The 19,133-nt window shown below is 69.0% G+C and carries 15 protein-coding genes, 2 pseudogenes and 1 riboswitch; of the genes and pseudogenes, 10 read left to right on the forward strand and 7 right to left on the reverse strand.

What is annotated here, in order from left to right; translation table 11 throughout:
* Nucleotides 1–99 precede the first annotated feature (99 nt).
* The gene (locus QC826_RS27890) at nucleotides 100–1,065 is read right to left on the reverse strand and encodes a complex I NDUFA9 subunit family protein (protein WP_279763328.1); all 966 of its coding nucleotides are present in this window, start codon (nucleotides 1,063–1,065) and stop codon (nucleotides 100–102) included.
* A 37-nt stretch (nucleotides 1,066–1,102) separates the two neighbouring features.
* Nucleotides 1,103–3,082 carry a lytic transglycosylase domain-containing protein gene (locus QC826_RS27895; protein ID WP_279763329.1) on the reverse strand — a complete coding sequence of 660 codons (1,980 nt, stop codon included), beginning with the start codon at nucleotides 3,080–3,082 and terminating at the stop codon, nucleotides 1,103–1,105.
* Nucleotides 3,083–3,188: 106 nt separating this feature from the next.
* On the opposite strand from QC826_RS27895, the gene QC826_RS27900 reads away from it, so the two are divergent.
* Nucleotides 3,189–3,734 (forward strand): 5-formyltetrahydrofolate cyclo-ligase, encoded by a 546-nt coding sequence (locus QC826_RS27900; protein WP_279763330.1) that lies wholly within the window; start codon nucleotides 3,189–3,191, stop codon nucleotides 3,732–3,734.
* 77 nt (nucleotides 3,735–3,811) lie between these two features.
* Here the strand turns inward: QC826_RS27900 and metF are convergent, their stop codons facing one another.
* The 4 genes from metF to metK all read right to left on the reverse strand — a co-directional run bounded on the left by metF (nucleotide 3,812) and on the right by metK (nucleotide 8,007).
* Nucleotides 3,812–4,639, reverse strand: coding sequence for a methylenetetrahydrofolate reductase [NAD(P)H] (gene metF, locus QC826_RS27905; RefSeq protein WP_279763331.1), 828 nt, complete (start codon nucleotides 4,637–4,639; stop codon nucleotides 3,812–3,814).
* On the reverse strand, nucleotides 4,626–4,982 hold the full coding sequence (locus tag QC826_RS27910) for a phage holin family protein (RefSeq protein WP_093385273.1): 357 nt from the start codon (nucleotides 4,980–4,982) through the stop codon (nucleotides 4,626–4,628). Before QC826_RS27910 ends, metF begins: the two co-directional genes overlap by 14 nt.
* An 86-nt stretch (nucleotides 4,983–5,068) precedes the next feature.
* Complete coding sequence (gene ahcY / locus QC826_RS27915; RefSeq protein WP_279763333.1) at nucleotides 5,069–6,496, reverse strand: adenosylhomocysteinase; 1,428 nt, start codon at nucleotides 6,494–6,496, stop codon at nucleotides 5,069–5,071.
* A 26-nt stretch (nucleotides 6,497–6,522) separates the two neighbouring features.
* A riboswitch (S-adenosyl-L-homocysteine riboswitch) is annotated at nucleotides 6,523–6,592 on the reverse strand.
* 248 nt (nucleotides 6,593–6,840) lie between these two features.
* Nucleotides 6,841–8,007: a methionine adenosyltransferase gene (gene metK / locus QC826_RS27920; protein ID WP_279763334.1), complete on the reverse strand. Its 1,167-nt coding sequence runs from the start codon at nucleotides 8,005–8,007 to the stop codon at nucleotides 6,841–6,843.
* A gap of 200 nt (nucleotides 8,008–8,207) precedes the next feature.
* Between metK and QC826_RS27925 the strand changes: the two genes are divergently transcribed.
* From QC826_RS27925 to dapF, 3 genes are read left to right on the forward strand one after another with little or no spacing between them, the layout of a single operon-like run.
* A complete protein-coding gene (locus tag QC826_RS27925; protein WP_279763335.1) occupies nucleotides 8,208–9,086 on the forward strand; it encodes a lysophospholipid acyltransferase family protein in 879 nt (292 codons plus the stop codon).
* Complete coding sequence (locus tag QC826_RS27930; protein WP_279763336.1) at nucleotides 9,083–9,964, forward strand: lipid A biosynthesis acyltransferase; 882 nt, start codon at nucleotides 9,083–9,085, stop codon at nucleotides 9,962–9,964. Before QC826_RS27925 ends, QC826_RS27930 begins: the two co-directional genes overlap by 4 nt.
* 37 nt (nucleotides 9,965–10,001) lie before the next feature.
* Entirely contained in the window at nucleotides 10,002–10,865 is an 864-nt protein-coding gene (dapF, locus tag QC826_RS27935) for a diaminopimelate epimerase (RefSeq protein ID WP_279763337.1), read from the forward strand.
* Nucleotides 10,866–10,965: 100 nt separating this feature from the next.
* On the opposite strand, the gene QC826_RS27940 is transcribed toward dapF, so the two are convergent.
* On the reverse strand, nucleotides 10,966–12,522 hold the full coding sequence (locus QC826_RS27940; RefSeq protein ID WP_279763338.1) for a tetratricopeptide repeat protein: 1,557 nt from the start codon (nucleotides 12,520–12,522) through the stop codon (nucleotides 10,966–10,968).
* Between the two features lie 470 nt (nucleotides 12,523–12,992).
* Between QC826_RS27940 and QC826_RS31425 the strand changes: the two are divergent.
* The 6 genes and pseudogenes from QC826_RS31425 to QC826_RS27965 form a co-directional block, all read left to right on the forward strand.
* A pseudogene (locus tag QC826_RS31425) lies at nucleotides 12,993–13,091 on the forward strand (hypothetical protein); the annotation flags it as partial.
* 112 nt (nucleotides 13,092–13,203) lie between these two features.
* Nucleotides 13,204–14,064, forward strand: coding sequence for a porin (locus QC826_RS27945; protein ID WP_313872900.1), 861 nt, complete (start codon nucleotides 13,204–13,206; stop codon nucleotides 14,062–14,064).
* Nucleotides 14,065–14,341: 277 nt separating this feature from the next.
* Nucleotides 14,342–15,637, forward strand: a complete 1,296-nt coding sequence (locus tag QC826_RS27950) for a porin (protein WP_279763339.1) — start codon at nucleotides 14,342–14,344, stop codon at nucleotides 15,635–15,637.
* Nucleotides 15,638–15,803: 166 nt separating this feature from the next.
* Nucleotides 15,804–16,474: pseudogene (locus QC826_RS27955) on the forward strand (DUF484 family protein).
* A gap of 24 nt (nucleotides 16,475–16,498) precedes the next feature.
* Nucleotides 16,499–17,452 carry a tyrosine recombinase XerC gene (locus QC826_RS27960; protein WP_279763340.1) on the forward strand — a complete coding sequence of 318 codons (954 nt, stop codon included), beginning with the start codon at nucleotides 16,499–16,501 and terminating at the stop codon, nucleotides 17,450–17,452.
* Nucleotides 17,453–17,604: 152 nt separating this feature from the next.
* Entirely contained in the window at nucleotides 17,605–18,696 is a 1,092-nt protein-coding gene (locus QC826_RS27965) for a CobW family GTP-binding protein (protein ID WP_279763341.1), read from the forward strand.
* Nucleotides 18,697–19,133 lie beyond the last annotated feature (437 nt).

A 19,133-nucleotide genomic window follows, 5' to 3' on the forward strand; every position in this document is an offset into this window, starting at 1 on the left:
GTGCTGGGGTCTGCGTTGGTCTGCTTGGTCTGCTTGGTCTGCTTGGTCCGCGTTGGTCCGCTGGGTCGGTGCCGTGGACCGGGTCGATGGCCGGGCCGGCTAGCGGCCGGCGCGGCGGCGGTAGCCGTCGAGCGGGTCGGCCACGGCGCCCAGGTAGTGCGGCGCCGCCACCTCCAGCGCGGTCGGGCGGATGCCCAGGTCGGCCAGGGTCAGCGCCGTCGTGGTCGGCGAAATCACGTTGTCGACCTTCATCGAGTCGAGGTTGTCGCGGCTCATCAGCGGCGTGCCGGGCAGGCATTCGAACAAGCGCGCCTGCAAGCGCGCCAGGCCGTCGGGCAGCTTGACGATCGGGCGCGGGTGGCCGCCGTAGACGCCGGCCAGGCGCACCAGCTGGGCCAGGGTGTAGACCCGCGGCCCGCCCAGCTCGTAGATCTGGCCACGGCTGCGCGGCTGGCGCAGCGCGGCGACGAAGGCGCCCGCCACGTCGCCCACGTAGACCGGCTCGAAGCGCGCGTCGGCGCCGGCCAGCGGCACCACGGGCAGCAGGCGCTGCATCTTGGCGAACATGTTCAAAAAATTGTCGCCCGGGCCGAACACCACCGAGGGGCGGAAGATGGTGGCCGCCAGCGGCGGCCGCGCCTGCGCCGCCAGCTCGCCGTCCCACTTCGAGCGGGCGTACATCGACGGCCCGTCGACGCCGGCGCCCAGCGCGCTCATGTGCAGGTAGCGCGGCACGCCGGCCGCCACGGCGGCGGCGGCGATCCGCCGCGGCAGCTCGACGTGGGCGCGGGCGAAGTCCGGGCCGTAGGGCGTGCCGGGGCGCGAGTGCAGCAGGCCGACCAGGTTGACGACGGCGTCGGCGCCGCGCAGCAGTTCTGCCAGCGCGGCGGCGTCGTGCACGTCGGCCTGGCGCACCTCGACGCGCGGCAGGAAGATCAGGTGCTTGGCGCTTTCGTAGCGCCGGCTCGGCACCAGCACGCGCGCGCCGGCCCCGGCCAGCTGCGCCACCAGGTGGCTGCCGATGAAGCCGGAGCCGCCGACCACCACCACGTTCAATTCGTCCATGCCGTCCTCCTGTGCGCCGAAACCCGGGGCGCCGCCGTCAGCGGGTGCCGAAACTGCTCTCCTGTTGCTCCTGCTCGCTGTAGCCCTTGGGCGCCACCGTGCCCAGGCGCGCCTTGAGCGACTGCGGCCGGCCCTCGAACAGGGCGGCGTAGTAGGTCGCGTTCGACATCACGTTCTTCACGTAGGTGCGCGTCTCCAGATAGGGGATGGCCTCGACGAAGACGGCGCCCTCCATCGGCTTGCTCAGCGTGGCGCGCCACGAGCGCAGCCGGCCGGGGCCGGCGTTGTAGGCGGCCGTGGCCAGCGTCTGCGAGCCGTCCATGTTGCCCAGCACCATGTTCATATAGTTGGCGCCGAGCAGGATGTTGGTGCGCGCGTCGCTCAGCATCTCCTGCACGAAGTCGGTCAGGCCGATCTTCTTGGCCACCCAGCGGCCGGTCGAGGGCATCACCTGCATCAGGCCGGAGGCGCCCGCCGAGGACTGGGCGTCCATGATGAAGCGCGATTCCTGGCGGATCAGGCCGTACACCCAGGCCTTGTCCAGGCCCAGCGTCTGGGTGGTCGGGTGCATGATGTCGAGGTGCGGCGAGGGGAAGCGCTGGCTGTAGTCGACCTGGATGCGGGTGCGCTCCGAGGTGTTGACCATGCGGTCGAGGATGTTGTGCTGGCGGGCGAACTCGGCGGCGGCCAGGTGCTCGCGCTCGCCCAGCTTGCGCAGCGCCCAGTTCCACTCGCGCGTGCCCTCGAAGCGCAGGCGCATGGCGAAGAACTTCAGGGCCCGTTGGAAGCCGGGGTCGGCGGCGATGGGGGCGATCTCGGCCGGGCCGATCGGCGCGCCCGGCACGGGGATGGTGCTGAGCCGGCCCAGCTCCTCGGCGGCCAGCTGGCCGTAGAAGTTGGACTGCTCGGCGATGCCGCGGAACAGCTGGGCCGCCTCGGCCGTCGGCGCCGTGCTGCCGGCCTCGGCCATCAGGGCGCGGCCCATCCAGTAGACCCAGGCCGGCTCGGCGCGCAGGCCGGCCGGCATCGCCTGGATGCAGCTCTTGACCAGCTTCCAGTCGCCGTCGCGCAGGGCGATGCGGGTCTTCCACTGCTGCGCGTCCTGCGACAGCGGCGCGCCGTTCGAACGGCGCCAGTACTCGCCCGTCTCGGCGGCCAGGGTGTAGGACGACCACAGCGCGATGTTGCCCCAGCCGACGGCCTGCTCCTGCGCCGTCAGCTGGGGCGCCGCCTTGTTGAGCGCCAGCACGGCCAGCTTGACGCTGCTGCGCGCCATGCGGCCGAGCGCCACCAGGTAGATCTCGTGCTCGAGGTGGCCGGCGCCCGGCCCCTTGGCCAGGGCGATGGCCGGCAGGTCGATGGCCTGGGCGATCTTCTTGTCCGAGCCGTCGAGCAGCACGGCGGCGCGGCGGCCCTGGCCGGTGGCGTTGAACTCGCCGGCCAGGCGCAGCTGGGCCAGCACGTCGTTGCGGTCGAACTGGCCGCCCTGGAACAGGGTGGCGATCAGGCCGCCGCAGGCCTCGCCGTAGACGTTGGGGGCGAGCAGCAGGGCGCGCGCCTCGTCGGCCACGCGCCGGCCCTTGAGCGCGCGCGACTGCAGCGCGTAGCACTTGACCTGGGTGTCGTCGTTGATGACGTAGAGCGGCAGCTGCTCGTCGAAGTTGGCCCAGTCGCGCTTGCGGCCCAGCTCGAGCAGCCAGTCGTTGCGCAGGCGGTCGGCGATGGCGCTGCCCTCGTAGCGGCGCAGATAATCGCGGATCTCCTCGCTCGAGGCGCTACGGAAATGCGATTTGAGTCGATAATAGTCGACGTAGGACGGAATCGAGTAGTTGGCCAGGCGGGCGGCGTAGAACTCGGCCTTGGCGGCGTCGTCCTGGCGCACCGCGTCGCGCAGCAGCAGGAAGGCGTCGTCCTCTTTGCGGCTATCGCTTCCACCGTCGTCGGCCCGGACCGGCGATGTTACGGCGCACGCGGCCAGGATGGCGGCGCCGGCAAACCATTTCGAAGCGGAAATCAATGTGCGACTCTCACAAAATCTTAATTCAATGGACATGAACAGCGACCCTAGAATACCACGCGCCGCAGAGCCACCACCAGCCCCGCCGCTCAATGAAAAGGCCGATTTGCGCCGGCGCCTGCTGGCGGCGCGGCGCGGCCTGGACGGCGCCACCCGGGCGCGCTGGGACGGCGCCATCGGCGCCCACGTGGTCGACTGGTGGCGCGGCAGCGGCGCGGCGGCGCTGGGCGTCTACTGGCCGCTGCGCGACGAGCCGGACCTGGCGGCCGCCTACGCCGAGCTGGCGCGGCTGGGCGCGCGCCTGCTGCTGCCGGTGGTGCTGCGAAGGGACGCGGCGCTGGAGTTCGCCGAGTGGGACATCGGCGAGGCGATGGTGAAGGACAAGATGGGGGTGGCGGTGCCGGCCGAGTTGCGCCTGGCGCCCTATCCGCCGGCGCTGCTGGTGCCCTGCCTGGGCTTCAACGCCGGCCGCTACCGGCTCGGCTACGGCGGCGGCTTCTACGACCGCACCTTGGCGCGCCAGCCGCGTCCGCGCACGCTGGGCGTGGCCTACGCCTGCCTGGCGGCCGAGTTCGCCAGCGACGGCCACGACGTCGCGCTCGACGGCATCGTCACCGAGCGCGGATCAATAGGGTCAGACCCTAGGGTCTGACCCTGCGCACGCGGCGCCTGCGTTCAGACCCTGACGCCAAGGCGGGGAGTCTGCCCCTGCGCACGCGGCGCCGGCGCTCAGACCAGGCGCTGCCACAGCGCCGTGGTGGCGGCCGCCTGGTTCATGCTGTAGAAGTGCAGGCCGGGCGCGCCGCCGGCCAGCAGGCGCTGGCACAGCGCCGTCACCACGTCCAGGCCGAAGGCCTTGATCGAGGCGCTGTCGTCGCCGAAGCTGGCCAGCTTCAGGCGCACCCAGCGCGGGATCTCGGCGCCGCACATGTCGGAGAAGCGCATCAGCTGGGTGTAGTTGGTGATCGGCATGATGCCGGCCACGATGGGCACCGCGATGCCCAGCTTGCGGGTCTGCTCGACGTACTGGAAGTAGGCGTCGGCGTTGTAGAAGTACTGGGTGATGGCGGCGTCGGCGCCGGCCTTGACCTTGCGCTCGAAGGCCAGCAGGTCGTCCTGCGGCGAGCGGGCCTGCGGGTGCACCTCGGGGTAGGCGGCCACCTCGATGTGGAACCAGTCGCCCGTCTCGGCGCGGATGAACTCGACGAGCTCGTTGGCGTAGCGGAACTCGCCGGCCGCGCCGTAGCCGCTCGGCAAATCGCCGCGCAGGGCGACGAGGCGGCGGATGTTGTGCGACTTGAACTCGGCCAGGATGGCGCGGATCGACTCGCGCGTGCCGCCGACGCAGGACAGGTGGGGCGCCGCCTGCTCGCCGGCGGCGAGGATTTCCACCACCGTGTCGAGCGTGCCGCGCTGGGTGCTGCCGCCGGCGCCGAAGGTCACCGAGAAATATTTGGGGTGCAGCAGCGAGAGCTGGGCGCGCGTGGCGCGCAGCTTCTCGGCGCCCTCCGCCGTCTTGGGCGGAAAGAATTCGATACTGAAATTAGGGGTTTCCATCTGCGTTCTTCAGAAGTAGGGTGGACAGGGACCAGGAAATCACGCTGTACAGCAGGGCGCCGCCGATGGCCGACCAGAAGCTGTCGACATGGAAACCGTTGACCAGTTGGGCCACCAGCCAGAACATCAGGCCGTTGATGACGAAGATGAACAGGCCGAGCGAGACCACCGTCACCGGCAGGGTCAGCAGCAGCAGCACGGGGCGGATCAGGGTGTTGACCAGGCCCAGCAAAAGGGCCGCGACGAGGGCCGCGCCGATGCTCGTGACATCGACGGAATGCATCAGGTAGGGAACGGCCAGCAGGGCTGCCGCGTTGATTAACCAGGTAAGGACCAAACGCATGGGTGGGACTCGCTGCAAAATAAGGAATGACGGATACAACTGGGGCCGGCGATCGCGAAAAGGCCGGCCCCGCTGCTTAACGCAGATTAATAACGGTAGTGCTCGGGCTTGTACGGGCCTTCCTGCTTGACGCCGATGTAGGCGGCCTGCTCGTCGGTCAGCACCGACAATTGGGCGTTGAGCTTCTTCAGCTGCAGGCGGGCGACCTTCTCGTCGAGGTGTTTCGGCAGCACGTAGACGCCGACCGGGTAGTTGGCGGTGTTGGCGAACAGCTCGATCTGGGCGATGGTCTGGTTGGCGAACGAGGAGCTCATCACGTAGGACGGGTGGCCGGTGCCGCAGCCGAGGTTGACCAGGCGGCCCTCGGCCAGCAGGATGATGCGCTTGCCCGACGGGAAGATCACGTGGTCGACCTGCGGCTTGATGTTTTCCCAGGTGTATTTCTTCAGCGCGGCGACGTCGATCTCGTTGTCGAAGTGGCCGATGTTGCAGACGATCGCCTGGTCCTTCATCGCCAGCATGTGCTGCTCGGTGAGGATGTGGTAGTTGCCGGTGCAGGTGACGAAGATGTCGCCGTGTTCGGCGGCGTATTCCATCGTCACCACGCGGTAGCCCTCCATCGCCGCCTGCAACGCGCAGATCGGGTCGATCTCGGTGACCCAGACCTGGGCCGACAGAGCGCGCATGGCCTGGGCCGAGCCCTTGCCGACGTCGCCGTAGCCGGCGATGACGGCGACCTTGCCGGCGATCATCACGTCGGTGGCGCGCTTGATGCCGTCGACCAGCGACTCGCGGCAGCCGTACAGGTTGTCGAACTTGGACTTGGTGACCGAGTCGTTGACGTTGATGGCCGGGAAGGCCAGCTTGCCTTCTTTATGCATCTGGTACAGGCGGTGCACGCCGGTGGTGGTTTCCTCGGTCACGCCCATGATCTGCGGCAGACGCTTGGAGTACCAGGCCGGGTCGATCGCCAGGTGCTGCTTGATGGCGTTGAACAGGCAGATCTCCTCTTCCGAGCCGGGGCTGGCCAGTACCGAGATGTCCTGCTCGGCGCGGGCGCCCAGGTGCAGCAGCAGGGTGGCGTCGCCGCCGTCGTCGAGGATCATGTTCGAGTAGACGGCGTTGCCGGCGGCGTCGGCCGGCCAGTCGAAGATGCGGTGGGTGTAGTCCCAGTACTCGTCGAGCGTCTCGCCCTTGATGGCGAACACCGGCGTGCCGCCGGCGGCGATGGCGGCGGCGGCGTGGTCCTGGGTCGAGTAGATGTTGCACGAGGCCCAGCGCACCTTGGCGCCGAGCGCTTCCAGGGTCTGGATCAACACGGCGGTCTGGATGGTCATGTGCAGCGAACCGGTGATGCGCGCGCCCTTGAGCGGCTGGCTGGCGGCGAATTCCTCGCGGATCGCCATCAGGCCGGGCATTTCGGTTTCGGCGATCTTGATTTCCTTGTCACCCCAAGGGGCCAGGGAGATGTCGGCGACCAGGTAGTCTTGTGCGGATTTGAGTACGGCGTTCATCACGCCCTCCTTTCAGTTAGAAAAAAGTAACGTGAGCGCGGTTGCAGATTCCGAGCCTGGCGAAATGGGAATTTCGTCGCAACGCTCCTCGGAGCAAGGATTTTACCACCGTTGCCGCCGGCGCATGCAAGAAAATGCCGCCGCGGGGCGCCGCTGTCGCCCTACCCCAACGGCGCGAACCCGGGGTCTGACCCCATCCGGGGTCAGACCCCTTTGCTTGTGGGGTAAGGCCGGCGTCCCGGGAATCCGTGAAGATCCCCCCAAAAAAAAAGCCGCGCGGCGCTGGGCCGGGCGGCTTTGCCGTGGCGCCGCCGGCGGGGGCCGGCGGCGGACGGTGGGCTGGATTACTTGAGGCCGGCGGCCTCGCGCAGGATGGCGGCCTTGTCGGTGCGCTCCCAGGTGAACTCCGGCTCCTCGCGGCCGAAGTGGCCGTAGGCGGCGGTTTTCTGGTAGATCGGGCGCAGCAGGTCGAGCATCTGCACGATGCCCTTCGGGCGCAGGTCGAAGTGCTCCATCACCAGGGCGGCGATCTTGTCGTCCGGAATCACGCCGGTGCCCTCGGTGTAGACCGTGATGTTGATCGGCTTGGCCACGCCGATGGCGTAGCTGACCTGCACCTGGCACTGGCGCGCCAGGCCGGCCGCCACCACGTTCTTGGCGACGTAGCGGGCGGCGTAGGCGGCCGAGCGGTCGACCTTGGTGGGGTGCCTGCCGGAGAAGGCGCCGCCGCCGTGCGGGCTGGCGCCGCCGTAGGTGTCGACGATGATCTTGCGGCCGGTCAGGCCGCAGTCGCCCTGCGGGCCGCCGATGACGAAGCGGCCGGTCGGGTTGACCAGGTAGCGGGTGCCGACCAGCCATTCGCGCGGCATGACCTGCTTGATGATGTCCTCGATCACCGCCTCCTCGATGTGCTTGTGCGAGATGTCCGGCGAGTGCTGGGTCGACAGCACCACGGTGTCGACGGCGACCGGGCGGCCGTTGACGTAGCGCAGCGTGACCTGCGACTTGGCGTCCGGGCGCAGCCACGGCAGGCGGCCGTCCTTGCGCAGCTGCGACTGGCGCTCGACCAGGCGGTGGGCGTAGTGGATGGCGGCCGGCATCAGCTCGGCCGTCTCGTCGCAGGCGTAGCCGAACATCAGGCCCTGGTCGCCGGCGCCCTGGTCGAGGTCGATGCCGGCGCCCTCGTCGACGCCCTGGGCGATGTCGGGCGACTGCTTGTCGTAGCCGACCAGCACGGCGCAACCGCGGTAGTCGATGCCGTAGTCGGTGTTGTCGTAGCCGATGCGTTTGATGGTCTCGCGCGCGACTTGAATATAATCAACGTTGGCGAAGGTGGTGATCTCGCCGGCCAGCACCACCAGACCGGTGTTGCACAGCGTTTCGGCGGCGACGCGGGCCTTCGGGCCCTGCGCCAGGATGGCGTCGAGGATGGCGTCGGAGATTTGGTCGGCGACCTTGTCCGGATGGCCTTCGGAAACGGATTCCGAGGTGAAAAGATAATCGTTTGACATCGCAAGCTCCTTATATTGGTGTGAAGATGTTTTGTCGCCAACCAATACGGCTTGCGACGCTTTAGCGATATTTATATTCCGCTTCGCAAGTTGTCTGTTAACTCAGCGGATACTGCATACGTGGTATTTTACGCTTCTTAAAAAATTTTTGGCTAGGCAATGACCGCCGAATCGCCCCTTTCTTTACACGAATCACATCCATGCTGGTATCCCTCTTCCGTTTCCTCTCCATCTTCCCCCTGCCCTTCCTGCACGCGCTGGGCGCCGCGCTGGGCTGGCTGGTCTACCTCGGCTCGCCCTCCTACCGCCGGCGCATGCGCGACAACATGCGCCAGGCCGGCTACGCCGAACACCTGCCGGCCGCCATCGCCGAGGCCGGCAAAAGCATCGTCGAGCTGCCCTTCATCTGGTGCGCCACGCCCGAGCGCGTGTCGCGCCACGCCAGCGACGAGAACTGGGCCATCGTCCAGCAGGCGCTCGACGCCGGCCGCGGCATCGTCTTTTTGACGCCACACCTGGGCTGCTTCGAGATCGTCGCGCAGGAGATCGCCCTGCGCACCGAGCTGACCGTGATGTACCGGCCGCCGAAGAAGGCGGTGTTGAAGCCGCTGATCGAGGGCGCCCGCGCCCGCCACAACCTGTTGCTGGCGCCGGCCAACATGTCCGGCGTGCGCATCCTGGCCAAGACGCTGAAGAAGGGCCGGCCGATCGGCCTGCTGCCCGACCAGGTGCCGCAGGAGGGCGAGGGCGTGTGGGCCGACTTCTTCGGCCGCCCCGCCTACACCATGACGCTGCCGGCCAAGCTGGCGCAGATGGGCGACGCCGTCGTCATCGCCACCTACGCCGAACGGCTGCCGCGCGGCCGCGGCTACCTGATCCGCTTCGTCCCGCTCGAGGCCAGCCTGGACGGCACGGCGGCCGAGCAGGCGCGCGCCATCAACGCGGCGATGGAGCGGCTGATCGCCCGCAGCCCGGGGCAATACTACTGGAGCTACAACCGCTACAAGGTGCCGGCCGGCGCCAGCGCACCCGCCGCCACGGCCGCGGCCGCCGCCAACGACGACGGGGGGGCGGCATGAAGCTGATGCTTGGACTGATGTGGCTGCTGCACTGGCTGCCGCTGCCGCTGCTGGGCCGCTTCGGCGACCTGGTCGGCGCCATCCTGTTCGCCCTGTTGCGCGCGCGCCGCCACATCGCGCTGACCAACCTGCGCCTGTGCCTGCCGGAGCTGGACGAGGCGGCGCGGGTGCGCCTGGCGCGCCAGCACTTCCAGGCCTACTCGCGCAGCGTGTGGGAGCGCGGCGTGCTGTGGTGGGCCTCGGAGGCGCGCCTGCGCCGCCTCATCACCGTCGAGCCCGGCGAAGTGCCGGTGGCGGCGATGACGGAAAAGCCGACCATCCTGCTGTGCCCGCACTTCGTCTGCCTCGACGTGGCCGGCGTCGCCATCGCCATGCAGGCCAGCGCCTCGTCGATGTACGTGCAGCAGAAGAACGCCGCCTTCGACCAGGTGCTGCGCCGGGGCCGCTCGCGCTTCAAGCCGGTGCGCCTGTTCACCCGCCAGGACGGCATCAAGCCGATCCTGCGCGCGCTGCGCGACAAGCTGCCCTACTTCATGCTGCCGGACATGGACTTCGGCGAGAAGGACGCCGCCTTCGTGCCCTTCTTCGGCGTCGAGGCGGCCACCCTGACGGCCACCGCGCGCATCGCCGCCAGCACCGGCGCCCAGGTGATGCCGGTGATCGCCACCTTCCTGCCGAACTACCGCGGCTGGCGTGTCAAGTTCTACCCGGTGTGGGACAATTACCCGGGCGAGGACATGGTCGCCGCCACCCGCCGCATGAACGAGTTCATCGAGGAGCGCGTGCGCGAGGCGCCGGCCGAATATTTCTGGACCCACAAGCGCTTCAAGACGCGGCCGGCCGGCCAGCCCTCGCTGTACGCCAAGCCGGCGCCCTGAGCGCCCCGCCCACCCCTTTCCTGCCCATATCAATTAGATGAAACTCAAATTCACCAAGATGCACGGCGCCGGCAACGACTTCATCGTCGTCGACGCGATCAACCAGCGGGTCGAGCTGAGCGCGGCGCAGTGGCGGCGCCTGGCCGACCGCCGCTTCGGCATCGGCGCCGACCAGATCCTGGTGGTCGAGAAGCCCACCCTGCCCGGCTGCGACTTCCGCTACCGCATCTTCAACAACGACGGCGGCGAGGTCGAGCAGTGCGGCAACGGCGCGCGCGCCTTCGTCAAGTTCGTCGCCGAGAAGGGCCTGACCAAGTTGAGCAGCATCCGCGTCGAGACCAAGTCCGGCGTCATCGCGCCGCGCCTGGAGGCCGACGGCGGCATCACCGTCGACATGGGCGCGCCGGTGCTGGCGCCGGCCGAGGTGCCGTTCGACGCCGACGGCCTGGCCGGATCGGCCCGGGGCGTCGACACGCTGTGGCCGCTCGAGCTCGAGCTGGGCGGCGCGCGCGAGACGGTGCTGGTGTCGGTGGTGTCGATGGGCAACCCGCACGCCGTGCAGGTGGTCGACGACGTCGAGACGGCGCCGGTCGAGCTGAGCGGCCCGCTGATCGAGCACCACCCGCGCTTCCCGCGCCGCGTCAACGCCGGCTTCATGCAGGTGCTCGGGCGCCGCCACGTCAAGCTGCGCGTCTACGAGCGCGGCGCCGGCGAGACGCTGGCCTGCGGCACCGGCGCCTGCGCCGCCGTGGTGGCGGGCATCCGCCGCGGCCTGCTCGACTCGCCGGTGCGGGTCGACGCCCGTGGCGGCCAGCTCAGCGTGGCCTGGGCCGGCGCGGGCCAGCCGGTCCTGCTGACCGGTCCGGCGGTGACGGTGTTCGAGGGCGAGATCACGCTGTAGCGAGCGGGCGGCGGGGCTCGGGCGGCAGGCGGCGCGCGCCCGCGCGGCGCGGCGGCTGGGCCGCCGGCCTGCCGATCGGCGGCGGCCGCCGCTGCGCGGCTCAGGCCGGCTGCAGGCCGCCGTCCGACGGCGCCTCGGGCAGCCAGGTCTTGAGGCGGTACAGGCGCTGCCGGTAGTTGCCCTCCGGCCCGGCCGGGCCGCAGTCGACGCGCTCGAACAGGCGCACCACGCGGTCGAGCATCTGCCGCTGTTGCACGGTGCGCAGCAGGATCAGGCGGCGCTTGCTGCGGCCGTAGGCGGCGCGGATGTCGACCACCAGGCAGTGGCCCTGGTCGGCCGTTTTAATATCCAACAACAAGGCCTCGGCGCGGGTCAGGCCGAACAGGGCGGCCAGCTCGATGCGGGCGGCCAGCAAGGGCTGGCAATCGACCAGCTCGCGCGTCAGCAGCGGCACCACCTCGGCGGCCCAACCCGGCCCCTGCTGCGGCGCGGCGATGCGCGCCAGCGCCGCCTCGGCCTCGTCGCAGCCCTGGGCGGCGGCCTTCTGCAACCAATAGGCGGCGCGCACGTCGCTGTTCTCGTCGCCGCGGCGGGTGCGCCAGGCGTGGATGCCGCATTCGAGCTGGGCCGCGCTGTGGCCCATGTCGGCGGCGCGCTCCAGGTAGGTCTGCGCCTCGACCACGCTGCGCTGGGAAAACTCCGGCTTGATATAGATGCGCGACAGGGCGAACCAGGCCTCGGCCAGGCCCTGCTCGCCGGCCTGGGTCAGCCAGCGGATGGCGCGCTTGAAGTTGACGGCGGCGATGCCCGAGCTGAGGCGGGCGCCGTCGCAGCGCATGCGGGCGAACCACAGGCCCAGCTCGAGCTGGGAGCGGCGGTCGCCGCCGTGGGCGGCCAGCTCGCGGCAGCGGTGCAGCTCGCCCTGGCTGAACGGGTCGTGGGCGGCGACGTCGTCGAGGGCGCGGGCGCAGCGCGCCAGCAGCGCCACCTGCTGCGCCTCGAGCTGCCAGCCGGCGGCGCGGGCCGCCTCGGCGTCGGCCGGGGCCTGCTCCAGCAGCCCGCGCGCCAGCGGCAGCGCGCGCTGCAGGAAGGCGCAGCGGTCCTCCTCCTCCCAGGCCTGCTCGAGCACGGCGTACTGCGCCGCCGGCACGCCGTTGTCGGCGGCGCGGGTCAGCCATTGCTGGCCGCCAACATCGGCCGGCGCCGGCATGGCGGCGGCGACCGGGCTGGCGCGCGGGCTGGGCTGGCTGGCCAGCAACCACTGCGCCTCGGCCGAGCCGGACTGGGCGGCCGCCTCCAGCGCCCGCTGGGCGCGCTCGCGCAGCGGCGCGTCGGACTGTCCGGCGCCCTGGCTGAGCACCAACTGGGCCAGCACCAGCCCGGCCGGCGCGATGCCCTCCTGGTAGGCGCGGTCGTACCAGCCCAGCGCGGCGGGCAGGCAGTGCTGCGCGTGTTCGAACGGAATATGGTGGCCGATCAGGCGCCAGGCCTCGTCCTGCTGCTGCAGGGCGGCGCGGTTGAGCCAATGCATGGCCGTCGGCATGCTGCGCGGCAGGCTGGCGCCGCCGAACAGGTACAGCTTGCCCAGCGCCAGTTGGCTGCCCGCGTCTCCGGCGCGGGCACCACGGATGATCCCTAACTCTTCTCGATTTGCCATCGTCTCACTATGAATCCGATTCATGAAGCGGGCGGTGCGTCCGCGCTGTCTGCGCAGGCTGGGACGGCCGATGTGCTTATTTATCTTGCCACGAAACAAGATGAGGCTGCCAGATAAACTCGAACTCCAGTGTAGGGGGCCAAGCTTCCGCCAAGCTGACAAAGCGCTAAGTGTTTGATCTTACACAAACTATTCCCCCGGACGGCGGCCGCCCCATCGTGGCGTTTTGACCACCATGTGTGTTGGCAACAATGCCAAAAACACCCGCTTGGACGGCCTGTTAAGCGTTTCGAAAATACAACAGGAAGTCCGTTTTGCCCCGCTTTCGACCAAGACAAGTACCCGCAATCGACCAATCCAGCGTGATTGCGGCGGCCAGACATTAAGGTTCAGCTCATCCGAGTGGCGCAGCTTGCGCACTCGAAGGCTAGTTGGGATGTTCATACGATTCACTTTTAAAGGAATAACAAATGAAAAAATCTTTAGTGGCTCTGGCACTCCTCGGCGCATTCGCCGGTGCGCAGGCACAATCGTCCGTGACGATCTACGGCACCCTCGACGCGGGTGTGAGCAAGAAAACCGGCACCACCGCCGCCATCGGCAAGCGCGACAACAACAAGCTCGGCTTCAAGGGCGTCGACGAACCTGGGCAACGGCCTGAAGGCCCTGTTCCAACTGGAAATCCGCTACGAGCCGGACACCGGCACGCTGGAAAGCGGCACCCGTCCGCTGTTCCAGGGCCAGAGCCGGGTCGGCCTGCAGGGCGGCTTCGGTACCGTGCGCCTGGGCCGCGGCCTGACCGCCTTCCAAGAGTCGATCACCGCCTTCGAACCATGGAACGGCCTGCCTAGCGTGGCCGGCTTCCAGACCGACCTGCAAGTGGCCGGCTACGCCACCGCCTTCGGCTCCGGTTCCGACCCGCTCGGCCCTGCCGGCAACTCGGGCAACCGCATGTCGAACGCCCTGTTCTACAACACCCCCGTCTTCAGCGGCTTCCAGCTCAACGCCACCCTCGGCACCAAGGAAAACGGCGGCAGCGCCAGCGCCATCCAGGGCCGCAACCCGGTCGGCACCCCGGCCCAGTACCTGGTCGGTTCCGACGCCAGCGTCAACCCGTACTCGCTGTCGGGCACCTACAACAACGGTCCGTTCGCCGCCATGGCCGCCTACGAGCGCAACGCGGTCGAGACCAAGGTCTGGTCGGTGGCCGCCTCGGTGGTGCCGGTGACCGGCCTGAAACTGATGGCCTCCTACCAGAAGCAGGACCAGGAACACACCAAGCCGGTCAACGGCGAGACCAAATCCTGGGTGATCGGCGCCAACTACACCACCGGCCCGGGCAGGATCCTCGCCGGCTATGGCCAGAAGACCCCGGACGGCGTCGTCAAGACCAAGGAAATCTCGCTCGGCTACGAGTACAACCTGTCGGCCCGCAGCTACGTCTACATCGAGGCGTCGAACCGCAAGCAGCCGGCCGCCGGCTCGACCACGGTCGACACCTCGGTCAACTTCTACGGCCTCGGCATCCACCACAACTTCTAAGCCACGGCGGCCACGCGATGGCATGAGGACAAGCGGACATGGGCGACCATGTCCGTTTTTTTTTTGCGCGTTTGGTCGCGCCGCCGCCACCGCGCGCCGGCGTGGTCGGATAGGACGCACTTTGTTTGAATCCGATGGAATTGTGTTTTTTTCGCAACCTTGGCGCCGCCGGCTGTTTGGCGTTCTGTACAAGCCGGGGGAAGGATGTCATATTCGATATGCGCCGAATTAGTACGGACGTTCGTTTTTAAAGAAAACAGATAAAACTGGAGACAGCATGAATACAAAAATCCTCGCAGGTGTCATCGCGGCGTGTTTCGCCGCCCCGGCCTTCGCGCAATCGAGCGTGGTGATCTACGGCATCGCCGACGCCGGCCTGATGTACGTCAACAACGGCGGCAACGACGCCCGTACCAAGCTGGTCAGCGGCATCGCCGACGGCTCCCGCCTGGGCTTCAAGGGCACCGAGGATATCGGCGGCGGCTACAAGGCCATCTTCAACCTCGAGGCGCGGGTCGAGCTCGACAACGGCAAGCAGCAGGCCGGCAACCTGTCGACCAACCAGGGCTTCGCGCTGACCAAGGGCCTGGCCTTCACCGTGCCGGCCGCCGCCGGCGGACCGGCCATGGCGGCCAAGCTGCTGGCCGGCGTGCAGGGCGCGCTGCAACCGAATCCCAACGTCAACATCAACGGCGCGCTGTTCGACCGCACCTCGATGGTCGGCCTGGTCACCCCGGTCGGCGCCGTGCTGCTGGGCCGCATGTACACGCCGGGCTACGAGGTGTTCAACAACGCCGACGTGTTCGAGTCGGGCACGGCGGCCGGCTGGGGCGGCATCGTCGGCGGCACCGGCGGCCTGCTCACGGCCGGCATCGCGATCCGCTCCGACAAGGCGCTGCAATACCGCGCCGAACTGCCCAACGGCATCGGCGTGTCGCTGTTGTACGGCACCGAGAAGTCCGGCTACGTCGGCATGGACAAGCGCTCCTGGGGCGCCAACCTGCGCTACCGCGGCAACGGCTGGGACCTGGGCGCGGCGCACAACTACGGCACCGACCAGGTCGGCGCGCGCGGCCTGGTGACCACCACCGTCGGCGGCTCCTACGCGGTCGACAACTGGAAGCTGTTCGCCGGCTACCACCAGCAGAAGAACGAGAACTCGGTGATCATCCGCTTCGCCGCCGACACGCTGGCGCCGACCTTCGCCGCCTTCGGCCCGGCGCTCGGCCCGGTGCTGGCCGGCCAGCTCAACACCGCGCTGCGGCGCACCTTCTACCTCGACGCGGCCAGCTACCAGCTGGGCTTCCACTACCGCGTCGGCGCCGGCCGCGTGATGGCCTCGGTGGTGCGGCAGAACGACAAGGGGCCGTCCAACAGCGACGCCACCCAGTTCGGCCTGGGCTACGACTACAACCTGTCGAAGCGCACCGACATCTACTCGATCGTCGCCTACATCAAGAACCAGAACGACGGCCAGTACGCGATCGGCGCGGCCAGCGCCTCGGGCGGCTTCACCGCCAGCCCGGGCATGGCGAGCAAGGGCGTGCAGATCGGCATGCGCCACCGCTTCTAGGCGGCGGCAAACCGGCCGGCGCCGCCGCGCCGGCCGCCCATTCGACGCCCGCGGGCGTCGTTTTTATTTCCGCGGCGGAGAGCGCGCGGTTAGCAGTTCGGCCGCGCTCAGGTAAAATGCCTGTTGCCGGCCCTCCCCTTTTGTATTTTTTCACACGACACGCTCAATGACCGCTCCACTGGACTCCCACATCGTCGCCCAATACCTGACCGAACATCCGCAATTTTTCGAGGAGCACGCCGGCCTGCTGGGCGACATCAAGCTGTCCAGCCCGCTGACCGGGCGCACCCTGTCGCTGCAGGAGCGGCAGATGGAAGTGATGCGCGAGAAGTACAAGGCGCTCGAGCTGCGCATGGCCGACCTGCGCCGCCTGGCCAGCGAGAACGAGGCGATCGCCAACAAGTTCCACCTGTGGACCCGGGCTTGCTCGAGGCCGAGGACGTCGGCTCGCTGCCGCACGCCGTCGTCGACGGCCTGAAGAACAGCTTCGACGTGCCCCAGGTCACCCTGCGCATCTGGAACACCGACCCGCTGTACGCCGGCGAGTGGTTCGTCGCCGGCATCTCCGACGACGCCCGCCTGTTCGCCAGCGGCCTGCAGGCGCCCTACTGCGGCAACAACAACGACTTCGAGGCGGTGCGCTGGCTGGCCGAGCCGGGCGCCGTCAGCTCGACCGTGATGATCCCGCTGCGCAAGCCGGGCAGCAAGGGCGCCGCCTTCGGCCTGCTGGTGCTCGGCTCGGCCGACCCGGCCCGCTTCACCGCGCTGATGGCCACCGACTTCCTGGTCCACATCGGCCAGACCAGCAGCACCGCGCTGGCGCCGCTGCTGGCCTAGCCGCCCTCCCCGCACACCGCCGCCATGGACGCCGCAGCCGGCAAGCAGGAGCCGATCACCGCCTACCTGCTGCAGCTGGCGACCCAGCGCAAGCTGTCCAGGCACACCCTGGCCGCCTACGGCCGCGACCTGCGCGAGCTGGCCGCCCTGAGCGGCGACACCGGCTGGGCCGCGCTGGGCCAGGCCGAGATCCGCCGCCTGGCCGCCAAACTGCACGCGCGCGAACTGGAGCCGCGCTCGATCGCCCGCAAGCTGTCGAGCTGGCGCGGCTTCTTCGACTGGCTGGGGCGCCACGGCGCGCTGGCCGCCAACCCGGTCGACGGCGTGCGCGCGCCCAAGCGCGCCAAAACGCTGCCGCGCGCGCTGTCGGTCGACGACGCCGTGCACCTGGTGGCGGCGCCGGCCCGGCCGCGCGCCGGCGCCGCCGCCGAGCCGGCCGCGCTGTGCGACCAGGCCATGTTCGAGCTGTTGTATTCGAGCGGCCTGCGGGTCGCCGAGCTGTGCGGCCTGGACCTGCAGCACCGCAAGGCCGACGCCGCCGGCCCGGCCTCGCTGGGCTGGCTGGACCGCGACGGCGCCGAGGTGGTGGTCACCGGCAAGGGCGACAAGATGCGCCGCGTGCCGGTCGGCGCCGCCGCGCTGGGCGCGCTGGCCGCCTGGATCGCCGTGCGGCCGGCGCCGGCCGACGGCTCGGCGGCGCTGTTCCTCAACCAGCGCGGCCTGCGCGTCTCGCCGCGCGTGGTGCAGCTGCGCCTGCAGGCCCACGCCGTGGCCAGCGGCGCGCCGGTGCACGTCCACCCGCACATGCTGCGCCACTCCTTCGCCTCGCACCTGCTGCAGTCGTCGGGCGACCTGCGCGCCGTGCAGGACATGCTGGGCCACGCCAGCATCAGCTCGACCCAGGTCTACACGGCGCTCGACTTCCAGCACCTGGCCCAGGTCTACGACCAGGCCCATCCGCGCGCCAAGATCAAATAGGCGGCAAACAAGGGCGGGCCGCGGCGGCGCCGCTTGACGCCGCTCAAACGGGCGATTTGCAACCGTTTGTGAAATTCCGGCATAATCGACCGGATTCGGCCGCGGCGCGCGCCAGCGGCCGCCGCCCCCCTCTCACCTGTATCGGCAAGCACATGGCATTGATTCCAACCACCATCCTGACCGGCTTCCTCGGCGCCGGCAAGACCACCCTGCTCAACCGCATCCTGCAGGAGCCGCACGGCATGCGCATCGCCGTCATCGAGAACGAGTTCGGCCAGGAAAACATCGACAACGAGATCCTGCTCAAGGACAGCAACGAGCAGATCGTCGAGATGAACAACGGCTGCATCTGCTGCACCGTGCGCGGCGACCTGGTCGTCGCGCTGAGCGGGCTGGCGCGCCGCCGCGCCGCCGGCGAGCTGCAGTTCGACCGCGTCGTCATCGAGACCACCGGCCTGGCCAACCCCGGCCCGGTGGCGCAGACCTTCTTCGTCGACGAGGAGGTGGGCAGCCACTATATGCTCGACGCCGTGCTCACCGTGGTCGACGCGCGCCACGCCATGGCCCAGCTCGACGAGCACGAGGAGGCCCAGCGCCAGGTCGGTTTCGCCGACCGCCTGCTGCTGTCGAAGACCGACCTGGTCGACGCCGACACGCTGGCCGCGCTGACCCGCCGCCTGAAACGCATCAACCCGCGCGCGCCGATCGGCCGGGCCGACTTCGGCCGCACGCCGCTGAACGAGGTGCTCGACCTGCGCGGCTTCAACCTGAACGAGAAGCTGGAGCTGGACCCGGACTTCCTCGCCACCGAGGCCGCCCAGGTGCACGACCACGAGCACCCGCACGCACATGAGCATGCGCACGAACACGGCCACGAGGGCCACGGCCACGCCCCCGGCGAGCCCTGCGACCACCCCGGCCACAACCACCACCACGCCGGCCACAGCGACGAGATCGCCGCCTTCGTCTTCAAGAGCAGCCGGCCGTTCGACAGCGCCCGCCTCGACGAGTTCCTCGGCGGCCTGGTGCAGGTCTACGGTCCGCGCATGCTGCGCTACAAGGGCGTGCTGCTGATGCAGGGCGCCGAGCGCAAGGTGGTGTTCCAGGGCGTGCACCAGTTGATGGGCAGCGACCTGGGCGCCAAATGGGGCGAAAGCGAGGAGCGCGGCAGCAAAATGGTGTTTATTGGTAAAAATCTACCGAAGGACATCTTTATTCGCGGTTTGGAACAGTGTTTGGTATAAACTATCCGGGTTTTGCGGGTGCCCGCCCCATTCGCACCGGCAGGATCGCTTTGCCCGCCGCCACATATTTCCGGCGCGACAACAAATCGAGATGGCAATATGCGGCAAAGCGTGCCAAAATCAGCCAGGCTAGCGGCGCGCCCATCGGCGGCCGACGCCCTGCCTGATCCGGCCGCACGGCGGCAACAACGGCGACGCGGACCGCGACGCGCGCAAGCGCCAACCGAGGCCGGCAGCGGCCGGTCCCCCATGTCAGCCAGCACGGGCGGGCGCCAGTGGCGCCCACCAGGACGAAACGAAAAAAGTTGCCAAAGAAGTAAGTGCAGGAACATCCGGCAAGCTCGGCACTGCCAAAGCGGATACCGGTACAGTGGACGGCACAGCGCCGCGCCGCTGATCAATTTGAAAACTCTGTCGTATCGAAGGTAAGCGAAGTG

This window comes from Rugamonas sp. DEMB1, assembly GCF_029834475.1.
Classification (GTDB): Bacteria; Pseudomonadota; Gammaproteobacteria; order Burkholderiales; family Burkholderiaceae_D; genus Rugamonas; species Rugamonas rubra.

What these genes read in the sequence shown, in the direction of transcription:
- QC826_RS27890 (WP_279763328.1), bottom strand. Translation starts at nt 1,065, where the DNA reads ATGGACGAATTGAACGTGGTGGTGGTCGGCGGCTCCGGCTTCATCGGC.
- metF (WP_279763331.1), bottom strand. Translation starts at nt 4,639, where the DNA reads ATGGAAACCCCTAATTTCAGTATCGAATTCTTTCCGCCCAAGACGGCG.
- QC826_RS27910 (WP_093385273.1), bottom strand. Translation starts at nt 4,982, where the DNA reads ATGCGTTTGGTCCTTACCTGGTTAATCAACGCGGCAGCCCTGCTGGCC.
- ahcY (WP_279763333.1), bottom strand. Translation starts at nt 6,496, where the DNA reads ATGAACGCCGTACTCAAATCCGCACAAGACTACCTGGTCGCCGACATC.
- metK (WP_279763334.1), bottom strand. Translation starts at nt 8,007, where the DNA reads ATGTCAAACGATTATCTTTTCACCTCGGAATCCGTTTCCGAAGGCCAT.
- QC826_RS27925 (WP_279763335.1), top strand. Translation starts at nt 8,208, where the DNA reads ATGCTGGTATCCCTCTTCCGTTTCCTCTCCATCTTCCCCCTGCCCTTC.
- QC826_RS27930 (WP_279763336.1), top strand. Translation starts at nt 9,083, where the DNA reads ATGAAGCTGATGCTTGGACTGATGTGGCTGCTGCACTGGCTGCCGCTG.
- dapF (WP_279763337.1), top strand. Translation starts at nt 10,002, where the DNA reads ATGAAACTCAAATTCACCAAGATGCACGGCGCCGGCAACGACTTCATC.
- QC826_RS27940 (WP_279763338.1), bottom strand. Translation starts at nt 12,522, where the DNA reads ATGGCAAATCGAGAAGAGTTAGGGATCATCCGTGGTGCCCGCGCCGGA.
- QC826_RS27950 (WP_279763339.1), top strand. Translation starts at nt 14,342, where the DNA reads ATGAATACAAAAATCCTCGCAGGTGTCATCGCGGCGTGTTTCGCCGCC.
- QC826_RS27960 (WP_279763340.1), top strand. Translation starts at nt 16,499, where the DNA reads ATGGACGCCGCAGCCGGCAAGCAGGAGCCGATCACCGCCTACCTGCTG.
- QC826_RS27965 (WP_279763341.1), top strand. Translation starts at nt 17,605, where the DNA reads ATGGCATTGATTCCAACCACCATCCTGACCGGCTTCCTCGGCGCCGGC.